The organism is Pseudoalteromonas sp. A757 (assembly GCF_004103285.1).
GTDB classification, from domain to species: domain Bacteria; phylum Pseudomonadota; class Gammaproteobacteria; order Enterobacterales; family Alteromonadaceae; genus Pseudoalteromonas; species Pseudoalteromonas galatheae.
Genome location: NZ_QNQN01000071.1, coordinates 277,947 through 289,837, shown reverse-complemented (window position 1 = coordinate 289,837; position 11,891 = coordinate 277,947). Strand labels below are relative to the sequence as shown.

Sequence of the window (11,891 nt, the reverse complement as noted above, 5' to 3'; positions counted from 1 at the left end):
GCTCATTGAATTCTGATTTTGATACCTTTCGGTATCGAATTGACTGTGCTGAATAAACTATGTTTATTCTGTTGGTCACTCAGTTCAATTGAGACTCTAAATTTGTTTGCGTCATCTAGCGAACTAGAATCTGCTGTTAGAACTCAATCTGTACGAGTGCCCACACAGATGATTGCTTCATATTTTTAAAGAACGTTTCGAAACATTTCGTTGTTTCGAGGGATGTGCATTCTAAGCATTCCCAATTTTTTGTCAACACTTAATTTTGAATTTCTTTATCAGAAGTTTCGAACTTAAGTTTTACTTGACGCTAACTCGCTGCTGCTTTGCTTTTCAGCGTAGCGCCCCGTGTCAGTGGGGTCGCATTATAGGGCGATCCGATTTTAGTGCAACCCTTTTTTTAAAGAAAATTGCGAAAAAACGTTTATTCGAGCAAAAACAAAACAACCAGTATATAAAACAAACAAAAACACCCGCATTAGGCGGGTGTTTCGCGATTTGAAGCTCAGTGATAGTCTATAAATTAAAACTTATACTCGATACCTAAGCCTAGATAATCCTTTTCTACTTGATTGTCTGCATCAAATGTTGAGTAGAAACCATAAACCTTCGCGTTTTTAGCAAGCTTGTAATCAACACCGACAGAAACACCATCTACTTTGTCACCAGCATCAAAGTCAATAACTTGATATTGTGCTTTCAAGGTTGCATTACCCAATTTGTAAGCTGCATTTAGTAAATAGCCATCGGCCTCTGCACTACCATCCACCTTTTCTTGTGTCTGGTACATTGCACCAAGTTTGACATCAGCTACTTTACCTTGAACAGTAAAACGAACCGTGTCATAGCCATTTACTTCGCTATCTGCCGCAATCGCTGCATAAATAGTTGACTCTTTCAACCCGGCATCGCCATAGGTTAGCGCAGTAGAGAAACCATTTTCACCTTCTTCACTGTCTTCAGCAATAAAGCTTCCTAATACTCTAAAGCCATTAAAGCTTGGTGATTTGTAGGAGATTGAGTCACCTAAGCGATTTTCGCCTTTAAAGAGAACCTTAATGTCACCCTCGAGGTCGTTGAACTGATCTAACTTACCTTGAGACTGTTTTAATGCAGTGTCATTACGGCCGATAACTACTTCACCGAAGCTACCTTTTAAACCCACGTACTGGTTACGTGCGGTAATATTGTCTTTATCACCTTTTGAATCAGCGTCAGAGACATCTACTTGGAACTCAAGCTTATAAATAACTTCTAAACCAGAATCTAATTTCTCAGAACCTTTGAAACCAAAGCGAGATGCGTTACTTTTAATTTCAGTAACTGAGCCTGCACCATCGTCAGAAGATTGTACCGATACATTCGCTTTACCATAAACATCAACTTCAGCGTTGGCTTGAAAAGTGAATGCACTTAATAATGATAGCGCTAAAGCAGTCTTAGTTAGTTTCATGTGTATTTCCTCAATATCGCAACACGTATTTTTCAAAACACGCGCAGTTTGACATTGGTAAATGACAAAAATATTACACATAAAATATTTCTGAAAATAAAGTGACACCCAACCTTAAGAAATACGTCACAAAAGATTCATTATAAGAATTACTTCACCGCCCCCAGTAAGTTTACGATGGTTTCTATCTGCTCTAATTGGTCGTTATCTTTGTGGTATGCCACAAAGATCTCTCTTGAGTTACTTTCTACTTCATCAACTTGAGTCAACCTTTCTGCCTCAATGGACTCTAACGCTAGTGCTTCTGGCACAAATGCAGAGCCGCCACATTGGAGAATAAGGTCGAGTGCTATTCGACCAGTGCTGGTTCTAAAATAAGGAGGGGTTGCGCCAGTAAATTGTTTTGCATGCCAAAGAGAAAAAGCGGTTCCCCAGTCAACATAAACGTATTGGTTGTCAAAAAAGTCTTCTTTTGTTGCATTGTCAAAAGTGCTTACAGGAATAATAGCAAGATCGCTGATCGGCTTAACAACCAGTTCATCGACTTTGGGCGGATCGAACAGTACAGCAAGATCTAGTGTTCGCTCTAATAATAATCGCGTGCTTTCTTGCTGAGCTTTCACTTCAGCAACAAGCGATACCCCAGGCATAGCGGATACAATATGGTTAATCCCGAATTGTAAAAATGCGTCCCAAATATTAGCAGTGCCACTCAGTGACAATTGCTTATGCATATTATTTGCGAGTGCAACATCGACCTTGGCCCGCTGCATCCCAGTTAAAATCATTTTGGCGTGTGGTAACAACCTTTCACCAGGCGCCGTTAACTGAATATTGTTACGCTGGCGGATAAAAAGGTTCACTCCTAAGCTTTGTTCAAGTTGGCGGATCCTAAAGCTTACAGCTGACTGAGTGATGTATAAATTTTCTGCCGCCCGGCCAAAATGACGGGTTTTGACAACTTCGACAAAAGTTTTTAATAGATCTATGTCCATTTTTCTTCCTGACGATAAAAATTACTCGTTTAAAAAATTATAAAACTTGGTCCATACTCCAGCCAGATAAACTTAGAGGACTCAGTTATGGATCATAATTTAGCGACTTTGAAAAATGCATTTGCAAGCCCCAGAGCCTTTTATGATGACGCCAACTTCCCTAGAGGATTCGGACGCAGTGGTCACTTCACACTACAAGAAGCCGAAATTCTTGAACGCTGTGGTGCCACGTTAAGAAGCTTATACAGCAAAGCAGCAGAACCTCAAAACAGTTTCCAATCCCAATTTGTTCAGGTAATGGAAGGGTTAATCCCCCCAACTAACGCTGTCGAAAAAGCTTGGGCTAAATATTTGAAGCATACTACGTGTAAAACAAAGTTTCACACGCTATTTGGACGCTCTAAAGTTCAAAATGATGGGAGCGTGGTTATCCCAGCAGATATTGACGACGAGCTATAAGCAAAATAGCCCATAAACTATCAAGCTTAGGCGTCAAAAGAGTTGTATTATTTTCTCTTATTGGCGTCTACATTGTTTCCTCATATAAAAACATCTCAATCTCAAATCACACATCGCGCGCTATCTTTCTAACATTTTGTTCTTAGTCATCACCTGTTTATTCTCACAAGCATTGCAATTAAGCGCAGTTGGGTTAAGAATTAGTAAAACAGGAAATGATTGGCAAAAGTTGTGTTACGGAAAATCTTAATCATTGAAGACACCCCCACAATTGCAAAGGTGCAAAAGCACATTGCTACCACGGTGGGATACCATGTAGATATTGCAGAGTCTTTGGCTGAAGCCAAAGTTTTATTATCACAGCATGATTATTTTTGTGCCGTGGTAGACTTTGTGTTACCTGATGCGCCGCTTGGCGAAGCCATTCCCTATACGGTTAAGGCTGACGTTCCTACTATTGTTATGACAGGTAACCTCGAGAGTCAAACTCGCTCAATCGTAGAGCAGTACCCTATTATTGACTATATAACTAAGGAAAATAAGCAAGCCTATCATTATTTACGGCGCCAATTAGAGCGTCTACCAAGAAATGAAAATGTCAGAGTACTAGTTGTGGACGATTCTATTTCGTCGAGGCATTATGTGTCAGCGCTCCTCGCTCGCCATAAATACCAGGTACTAGAGGCCTGCGATGGCTTAGAAGCGCTCGCGGTATTAAAAGACAATCCCGATATCTCCGTGATCATTACCGACAATGAAATGCCAAATATGCGAGGCGAAGAGTTATGCATCGAAATCAGGCGACTCTACACTGACGATGATAAAGCTATAATCGGTATCTCAGGTGTTGAAACTGCTAATCTATCCACACGCTTCTTAAAAAATGGTGCTAATGACTACCTCAGAAAACCTTTTAACGCAGAAGAGTTTTACTGTCGTCTTAGCCAAAACGTCGATATGTTAGAGCATATTCAAACGATACGCCGACAAGCGAATACAGACTATCTAACCAACTTACCAAATCGACGCTACTTTTTCGATACCGTAAAGAAAAGTCTAAAAGCGAGACATAAAAAAGAGCTCCATGGACTGATAGCGATGATAGATATTGACCATTTTAAGCAAGTAAATGACAATTATGGCCATGAGGGAGGCGATGCAGTGCTTGAGTCTATTGGCCAAGCGTTTGCTCAATATTTTCCCAATGATTTAGTCGCTCGATTAGGCGGCGAAGAGTTTGCGATATATTTTAAAGATACGGTGACTGATCATTGTAAAGAAAGGCTGGAGCGCTTTCGGGAATATCTAGAGCAAAGCAGTAACGAACTGACCGCTCAGCAGATCCCGTTTACTGTTTCAATGGGGCTTGCTGCTCAGGTGACCACAAATATAGAAAGCCTGATAAAACAAGCTGATGAGCGTTTATATCAGGCGAAAGATACTGGAAGAAACCGCTTAGTTTACTGAGCGCTTTCTCATATCTCTATAAGAATCAAAACTAAACATACGCCAGTAAAAACGCAATGACAGGAATGAATCAAACTGATTAACTGCAACACTACACCCACTATCGCCAATAACACAGCAAACTTTTGCGCTGTTCTTAATCTTTCCGATAAGAATAACACCTCTAATAATACGTTAAGTGACGGGTTGATGTAATAGCCTGAGCTCGCATCTAACATAAAGTATGTTATTAACAGTCCCCAATTAAAATTCAATCGCATCAATATGGACACGTTACTTAAAATAGATAAACGCAATTCCCTACATAAAAACGGCGAGTACAGCGAGTAAGTGTCCTTTCGTTTACTCTTCAATCACGGGCTTTTAACCTTTGGAGGGATCAACTAAGAGGTCAATCATTATACTCATTTTTATTAATCACGGCGATGAAAGTTAGATGAATTCACAATCGCAAAATCTAAAGCCACAAGTGCTTAAAACTTAGTCAAGTCTCTTAAGATTAGATAAAAAGCAAAGACAAGGTTCAAAAAAAGCTCTAAAATGACGCCGATGGATACCCTCGTAAGCCCCCCAATTAACGACCCTCACTCTGTACTGAAAGATGTGTTTGGCTACAGTACGTTTAGAGATGGTCAGCTTGACATTATTCAGTCTAGCTTAGCTGGTCAGGATACGCTTGTACTACTGCCTACCGGCGGTGGTAAATCACTCTGTTACCAAGTTCCAGCAGTATTATTTGCAGGCGTGACAATTGTAATATCCCCTCTTATCTCATTAATGCAAGATCAGGTCGCGCAGTTAAAAGCACAAGGCATTGCCGCTGAATATATTAACAACAGTGTCGCTTGGGAGCAGCAAAGAGATACTTATGACGCGCTTTTCCAGGGTCGTTTAAAGCTATTGTATGTAGCGCCGGAAAAGGCCTTACAAAGAGATTTTATCGAACGCATATCTAACTGTAACATCAGTTTATTTGCCATCGACGAAGCCCACTGCGTATCCCATTGGGGGCATGACTTTAGACCACATTACTTTCGTTTAAAAGAGTTACGTCAACATTTTCCGTCTGTTCCGATGATGGCATTAACCGCAACGGCTGATTTAGCGACACGGAAAGATATTGTCCAGCAATTAGGTATGCAAACCCCCTTTATCTATACCGGTAGCTTTGACAGACCCAATATTCGTTACACCATCGAAGAAAAGTTCAAACCCCTGTCGCAGTTGATCCGCTATTTAAAAGAGCAAAAGGGGCAAAGTGGCATAATCTACTGTGGTAGCCGAAAACGTGTTGATGATATTGCTGAAAAACTGATTGATGCTGGGTTCAATGCAGCAGGCTATCACGCAGGTCTAGATAATGATCAGCGTCAGTTTGTACAAAACCGCTTCGCCCGAGATGACATTCAAATCGTAGTTGCCACAGTTGCTTTTGGTATGGGGATCAATAAACCCAACGTGCGATTTGTGGTTCACTATGATATTCCAAAAAGTGTAGAAGCATATTATCAAGAAACTGGCCGTGCAGGGCGAGATAGCTTGGCAGCTGAAGCCGTTATGTATTTTGATCCTGCGGATATTCCCCGCGTTAGACGCTTTTTTGAAGATATTCCAGACGAGCAACGTCGTAAAGTCGAAGAACAGCGCTTTCAGGCGATGTCGAGCTTTGCTGAAGCACAAACCTGTCGTCGTCAAATTTTGCTCAATTACTTCAGCGAATATCAACGAGAAGCATGCGGTAACTGTGATATCTGCCTTAACCCACCAAAACAATTTGACGGCACATTAGTTGCTCAACAAGCCTTATCGTGTGTATACCGAGCTGAGCAGCGTTTTGGTATTGGTTATATTGTCGATATCTTACGTGGAGCTAATACCGCAAGGATCAGAGAGCAAAATCACCATACACTTTCAACCTATGGTATTGGGAAAGAGCACAGTAATGAATTTTGGTTGAGTATATTACGTCAACTGATCCATCATGGTTTATTGAGTCAAGATATTACACAAGGTGCAACACTTAAATTAACAGAAGCCGCCCGGGCCGTGCTGCGCGGTGAATATGTGCTACAACTGGCAGAACCAAGACTCGTAGCTAAGCACGTCTATCAAGATAAACTGGCTCAGTTTAATTATGACAAGAAACTATTTGCTAAGCTTCGTGCACTCAGAAAGCAGCTCGCAGATGAAGATGATGTACCGCCGTATGTTGTCTTTAACGATCGAACGTTAGCTGAAATGGCGCAAAGAACACCAACAACAGACAGCGAGTTTTTACAAGTATCTGGTGTCGGTTTTACTAAGCTCAGCAAGTACGGTTCCCCTTTCATGCAACTCATTCGCAATTATTTGGAAAGAGAATAATGACCACACTCACTTTAGATAATCCACACGAGGTGATTATCATCAACTGTGAAGTTACACCTCAAGACGACGAGTTTGAACTTTGGGGCAAAATATTCTTACACCATAACGCGATTCAATTAATTGAGTTCTCTGCTGGTGCAGACAGACATCAGTGGCGTTTTTCATGTGAGAATTGCAATTTCAATTTAAATTTTGAACATTACAGCGAGAGTATTTGGATAGCTCCAGATGGCGTTGATGCCTTAGAACTCCTACCTTTCCTGCGCCAACAACTTTCTCGTTAAGTCCACATAAAGCTCTTTAAGTCTATAAATATTATTACTTTTGTTGCAGAACTAAAGCAAGCTGCAACAATATCATCCATACTAAAGGAATATTAGACTTAAAGGCTCTGTGATGAATTTAAAGAGGATTTCGTGCAATAGTATTGTACTAATGTGTAGTCTAAATGCAGCTGCACAAGCTGAAAATGTGCCTGCTGTTGACTATACTAATAGCTGCGGTAATAACCGAGTTGAGGCACAAAACGACCAAAATCTTTCTCGCCAGTTAGACAGTAATCAAGTCTATCCAGAGCCAACTGAAGGCAAAAAAGTCGTCGCTATCACACTCAAACAACTTAATGTTTTCGACACTGACAAGCCTGAAGAAGACAATGCTCTATTCCGATTTGCCAACCGTTACCATATTCAAACCAAACCCGAAGTATTAAAAAGTGTGCTCTTATTCAAGGAGGGCGATACTTACAACCCAAGAAAACTCAGTGAATCTGAGCGGCTCCTTCGCAATCAGTCATACCTATATGATGCTCGTATCTATGCTACTGAGAACTGTGACGGTGATATTTTAGTTACGGTTGTCACAAGGGACCTTTGGACTCTATTGCCCGATTTGAGCTTTAGTAGAAGCGGGGGGGAAAATACTTCAAGAATTGGGTTTAGAGAAAGCAACCTATTTGGTTGGGGAAAGCGCCTTTCCTTTACGCATATACAAGAGGTTGACCGCTCCGGCTACCAATTTGTATATGATGATCCTAATATTTTAAATTCAAGATATCGTGGTCGCATCGAATACTCAGATAATGACGATGGTGAACGTCACTATATCGATGTGAGCTATCCATTTTTTGCAACCGATACACCATACAGTTACGGTTTTACGAGTTATTCCGACAAACGCGAAGAGCCCTTATATTCTGAAGGTGAAACAATCTCAGAGTTCAGTCAGTCCACGGATGTCACGCAAGTCTACTTCGGACACTCAAAAGCGCTATCAGGCAGTTGGACCCGACGCCTCATTGGGGGTGTTAGACACGAGCAGCATACTTTCCGTAAGATAGCTGACACCACTTTACCTATTGCACAGGACAGAACACTCACCTACCCTTATGTCCAAGCTCAGTGGTTTGAAGACTCTTATGTAAAGGTACGCAATTTCGACTCTATTTATCGTACAGAGGACCTAAACTTAGGCTGGAATATTAACGCCTTATTTGGCTATTCAGCTGACTCATGGAGTGACGATAGCGAACGCCTTGTCTATTCATTTTCAGCCAATACAGCGCACTATACCTCAGATCATAGCTTATGGCGGTTTTATTTTGATGTTAGTGGCAACTGGAACAAAGACACAGATAAAACCGAGAACCTGATAGCGAAAACGACCTTTCAATATTATTTAAATACCAGCTTGTATGAGTCTTGGTTTATCAATGCAAGCTATACCTATGGAAATAACCTGACCTTTGATAATCAGATCACCTTAGGCGGGGAAACAGGGCTGCGCGGATACCCAATAAAGTATCAGCAAGGCAGTCGCAGTATGCTACTCAACATCGAAAAACGCTATTATTGGGAGTATGACTTACTACGCTTATTTAAAGTTGGTGGTGCCGCGTTTTTTGACGTGGGTCGCGCATACCACTCTCACCTGCCGATTGAAGCAGATGAATCAGTCCTAAAAAATGTCGGTATTGGCTTACGGTTAGCACCTAGCCGAGCCAATTCAGATATCATGGTTCATATTGATTTAGCCGCGCCAATTCATGGCCCGGATAACGTCGATAGCGTGCAGTGGTTATTAACGGTGAAAAATCGCTTTTAACGGTGTCGCGCTCCAATAAACATGATATAAAGCAGAAAAAATTTCTTAGGATACGATTTTGCATTTGTTAGATTTCGCACTCAGTCAATACAAGCTAATTGTAACTTTGGTGGCACTATTATCCTTCCCACTATTGATGAAAGCATGTTGCAAACTATTAGAGAAAGTAACACGCGGAAAAATAGACTCTCATCGTAAGCAACGTGCCGATCTACTCATTCGTGTACTCGTTGCATTTGTATTCGTCTGTTTCATGCTCGTGTTCTGGGGTATAGAACTTCGTGGTTTACTGGTGCTCGGCTCATCGTTATTTGCGATGCTAGGTGTTGCTATGTTTGCCGGTTGGTCATTACTTTCCAATCTGACTTCGTTCTTACTTATGTTTATTCAAAACGATTACCGCGTTGGAAATTGGGTAAGAATTGTTGACGGTGCAAACTTTGTTGAAGGCTGTATTGTAGAGATGGGGCTAATGAGTGTGGTGCTGCGTCATGTTGACGGTCATAAAGTCGTATATCCTAACAACTTGTTTGTTACTCGACCCGTTATGGTGCTTAGTCAGGAACCAACTAAACCTAAACAAGTTCCAGCACCAAGAAGAACTTTAGGCCCTAAGAAATAGGGCCTATGTCGTCAATAAAGGTTTCTAGCTGTTGTTCAACAATGCTATTTGCATGTGCAAAATAGGCTAAGTGAAAAACTGCATCACCTTCATTCACCAAAGGCAACATTTGTTGACCAATCACTATCCCACTACGAGGCGCGATAACGGCTTCTTCACTTTGACCTAGTGGGCTGTCTATATAAGCCAAGATTTGACCTTTTGATACGCGTTCTCCCAAGTTAACTTGAGCTCGAACAATACCATCAACGTCTGCACGTACCCAACTTGTTGCTGCGGCAATAACTGCGTCATGACGTTGCTTCCTGCGACGTCCACGCAGCATCCTTAGTTTACGCATGACATTCTCGACTCCTTGCAACCCAGCTGCAATAGCCAATGAGTCAAACCGCAATGCTTCTCCTGCTTCATAAGTGATAACAGGAATGTCTAACCCCGCGGCTTCACTTCGCAAAGAGCCATTACGCAGTCGTGCATCTATTGCAACCGGAGTACCAAACGCCATGGCCATTTCTTTAGTCATTTCACAGGACAAATCACCTCGGATCTGCGGTAAGTTCGAGCGATGAATAGCCCCTGTATGCAAATCGATAATATGGGTGCATTTTTTTACCACTAAGTCGAAAAACATATAAGCCATTCGAGCCCCTAGAGAGCCTTGCTCAGAACCAGGAAAGCAGCGGTTTAGGTCTCGTCTATCAGGTAAATATCGAGACTTATGAATAAAGCCAAAGATATTCACAATAGGCACCGCTATCAAAGTACCTCGCAGCGTCGTCGCGTCAACTTTACTCAATAGCTGACGCACGACCTCAACGCCATTCAGTTCATCACCATGAATTGCGGCACAGACCAAAAGTACTGGCCCAGCCTCCGCGCCATTAACGACTTCAATCGGAATAGTCATTGGCGTATGTGTATAAAGCTTTGCCACTTCCAACTGAACAGTCTGCCTTTCAGCAACCCCTACTCGTGCATCTAATAACGTAAAGGGTTGATTGATTTTAACCTTTACCACGTGTAGCAGTCCTTTTCGCCGCCGCATTCTTCTCGATAAAGGAGATAATCAGGCTTGCAATATCTTTACCTGTAGCCTTTTCGATACCCTCAAGGCCTGGAGAAGAGTTCACTTCCATCACCAAAGGCCCACGCTCTGAACGTAACAAGTCAACACCAGCAACATTTAGGCCCATGGCCTTTGCAGCAGCAATCGCAGTGCGACGCTCTTCTGGAGTGATTTTTACCAATGTTGCAGAACCACCACGATGTAGATTTGAGCGGAACTCACCTTCTTGCGCTTGACGTTTCATCGCGGCAATAACACGGTCGCCGATAACGAAACAGCGAATGTCCGCACCACCAGCTTCTTTAATATACTCTTGCACCATAATGTTGGCTTTTAAGCCCATAAATGCTTCAATAACGCTTTCTGCAGCTTTGCGCGTCTCAGCCAACACCACACCAATTCCTTGAGTGCCCTCAAGCAGCTTGATCACAACTGGTGTGCCGCCAACCATTTCTAGTAAGTCTTTGACGTCATCTGGCTTGCTGGCGAAACCTGTGATTGGCATGCCCACGCCTTTTCTTGACAGTAACTGTAATGAACGCAACTTATCTCTTGAGCGAGTGATTGCAACAGACTCATTCAATGGATACACACCCATCATCTCAAATTGTCTGAGTACCGCACACCCATAAAACGTCACAGATGCACCAATTCGCGGAACAATCGCATCAAAGCCGCTCAACTGCTGGCCCTTAAAGTGAATTTCAGGCTCACTACTGTTGATATTCATATAACAACGTAGTGCGTCAATAACCTCTACTTCATGCCCACGTTGCTCAGCTGCCTCAATTAAACGACGTGTTGAATATAAAGATTGATTCCTTGAAAGAATGCCAATTTTCATGATTTATCCGTTTTATTACTTAAGTATGACTGCTCTGGATCAACAAGGATGCGGCCTCGCATCGCTGTACGGCCCAGTAACATTCTAAATTTCATGGTTTCTCTATCGCTTAGCGTGATTTCAATTGGCCAAGCCTGATTGCCGATAGTTAAATTTGTTTCTATTACATAACGTAGTTCTTTATGACCGCCCGAATCGGTAACAACGCGCTCATCCACTACTTTTGCTTCACTACAGACTTCATAGTCGGTATTGTCTTGTTTGGGATGGATCCAAAACCTTACCCAAAGTTCATCTTGTTCTGTTTTGAAAGGCTCAACCTTAAAGGCATGCAGACATGATGTTCTTGCTCCAGTATCTACTTTCGCTTTGATTTTTTCGATACCTAAATCGGGTAAGGAAAGCCACTCTCTCCAACCAACTGTGATCATATTATGCTCTCGTACAAAATGAGTTTGGACTTATACGCTGATTCAAGTCACTTGAAAAACAAAATAAATTTATCCTAAAGATAA

11 protein-coding genes and 1 pseudogene are annotated in these 11,891 nt (G+C 41.9%); 6 read left to right on the top strand and 6 right to left on the bottom strand.

Annotated elements, in window-relative coordinates; translation table 11 throughout:
* Positions 1-523: 523 nt before the first annotated feature.
* Complete coding sequence (locus DRB05_RS15600) at positions 524-1,453, bottom strand: porin (RefSeq protein WP_128727742.1); 930 nt, start codon at positions 1,451-1,453, stop codon at positions 524-526.
* A gap of 149 nt (positions 1,454-1,602) precedes the next feature.
* Complete coding sequence (locus DRB05_RS15595) at positions 1,603-2,448, bottom strand: LysR family transcriptional regulator (protein ID WP_128727741.1); 846 nt, start codon at positions 2,446-2,448, stop codon at positions 1,603-1,605.
* A gap of 87 nt (positions 2,449-2,535) precedes the next feature.
* Between DRB05_RS15595 and maoP the strand changes: the two genes are divergently transcribed.
* Both maoP and DRB05_RS15585 read left to right on the top strand, forming a co-directional pair.
* Complete coding sequence (maoP, locus tag DRB05_RS15590; RefSeq protein ID WP_128727740.1) at positions 2,536-2,907, top strand: DUF413 domain-containing protein; 372 nt, start codon at positions 2,536-2,538, stop codon at positions 2,905-2,907.
* Between the two features lie 231 nt (positions 2,908-3,138).
* A complete protein-coding gene (locus DRB05_RS15585) occupies positions 3,139-4,374 on the top strand; it encodes a response regulator (protein ID WP_193554576.1) in 1,236 nt (411 codons plus the stop codon).
* Between the two features lie 40 nt (positions 4,375-4,414).
* On the opposite strand, the pseudogene DRB05_RS23040 reads toward DRB05_RS15585, so the two are convergent.
* Positions 4,415-4,592 (bottom strand): annotated as a pseudogene (locus DRB05_RS23040) (EamA family transporter); the annotation flags it as partial.
* A gap of 331 nt (positions 4,593-4,923) precedes the next feature.
* Here DRB05_RS23040 and recQ point away from each other — a divergent pair.
* The 4 genes from recQ (at position 4,924) to DRB05_RS15560 (ending at position 9,466) form a co-directional block, all read left to right on the top strand.
* A complete protein-coding gene (recQ, locus tag DRB05_RS15575; protein ID WP_162847796.1) occupies positions 4,924-6,738 on the top strand; it encodes a DNA helicase RecQ in 1,815 nt (604 codons plus the stop codon).
* Entirely contained in the window at positions 6,738-7,025 is a 288-nt protein-coding gene (locus tag DRB05_RS15570; protein ID WP_128727737.1) for a DUF3630 family protein, read from the top strand. Before recQ ends, DRB05_RS15570 begins: the two co-directional genes overlap by 1 nt.
* Positions 7,026-7,176: 151 nt before the next feature.
* Positions 7,177-8,844 carry a POTRA domain-containing protein gene (locus tag DRB05_RS15565; RefSeq protein ID WP_128727736.1) on the top strand — a complete coding sequence of 556 codons (1,668 nt, stop codon included), beginning with the start codon at positions 7,177-7,179 and terminating at the stop codon, positions 8,842-8,844.
* A 58-nt stretch (positions 8,845-8,902) separates the two neighbouring features.
* Positions 8,903-9,466, top strand: coding sequence for a mechanosensitive ion channel domain-containing protein (locus tag DRB05_RS15560; protein ID WP_128727735.1), 564 nt, complete (start codon positions 8,903-8,905; stop codon positions 9,464-9,466).
* Here the strand turns inward: DRB05_RS15560 and DRB05_RS15555 are convergent.
* The 3 genes from DRB05_RS15555 to DRB05_RS15545 are packed head-to-tail and all read right to left on the bottom strand — an operon-like array spanning position 9,456 to position 11,807.
* Positions 9,456-10,484 (bottom strand): succinylglutamate desuccinylase/aspartoacylase family protein, encoded by a 1,029-nt coding sequence (locus DRB05_RS15555; RefSeq protein ID WP_128727734.1) that lies wholly within the window; start codon positions 10,482-10,484, stop codon positions 9,456-9,458. The genes DRB05_RS15560 and DRB05_RS15555 overlap by 11 nt on opposite strands.
* Positions 10,471-11,376, bottom strand: coding sequence for a 30S ribosomal protein S6--L-glutamate ligase (rimK, locus tag DRB05_RS15550; protein WP_010378991.1), 906 nt, complete (start codon positions 11,374-11,376; stop codon positions 10,471-10,473). Before rimK ends, DRB05_RS15555 begins: the two co-directional genes overlap by 14 nt.
* Positions 11,373-11,807 carry an ATP-dependent zinc protease gene (locus DRB05_RS15545; RefSeq protein WP_088531788.1) on the bottom strand — a complete coding sequence of 145 codons (435 nt, stop codon included), beginning with the start codon at positions 11,805-11,807 and terminating at the stop codon, positions 11,373-11,375. The genes rimK and DRB05_RS15545 overlap by 4 nt, the downstream gene beginning before the upstream one ends.
* Positions 11,808-11,891 lie beyond the last annotated feature (84 nt).

Coding starts and splice junctions, on each gene's coding strand:
- DRB05_RS15600 (WP_128727742.1), bottom strand. CDS start 1,453: ATGAAACTAACTAAGACTGCTTTAGCGCTATCATTATTAAGTGCATTC.
- DRB05_RS15595 (WP_128727741.1), bottom strand. CDS start 2,448: ATGGACATAGATCTATTAAAAACTTTTGTCGAAGTTGTCAAAACCCGT.
- maoP (WP_128727740.1), top strand. CDS start 2,536: ATGGATCATAATTTAGCGACTTTGAAAAATGCATTTGCAAGCCCCAGA.
- recQ (WP_162847796.1), top strand. CDS start 4,924: ATGGATACCCTCGTAAGCCCCCCAATTAACGACCCTCACTCTGTACTG.
- DRB05_RS15570 (WP_128727737.1), top strand. CDS start 6,738: ATGACCACACTCACTTTAGATAATCCACACGAGGTGATTATCATCAAC.
- DRB05_RS15565 (WP_128727736.1), top strand. CDS start 7,177: ATGTGTAGTCTAAATGCAGCTGCACAAGCTGAAAATGTGCCTGCTGTT.
- rimK (WP_010378991.1), bottom strand. CDS start 11,376: ATGAAAATTGGCATTCTTTCAAGGAATCAATCTTTATATTCAACACGT.
- DRB05_RS15545 (WP_088531788.1), bottom strand. CDS start 11,807: ATGATCACAGTTGGTTGGAGAGAGTGGCTTTCCTTACCCGATTTAGGT.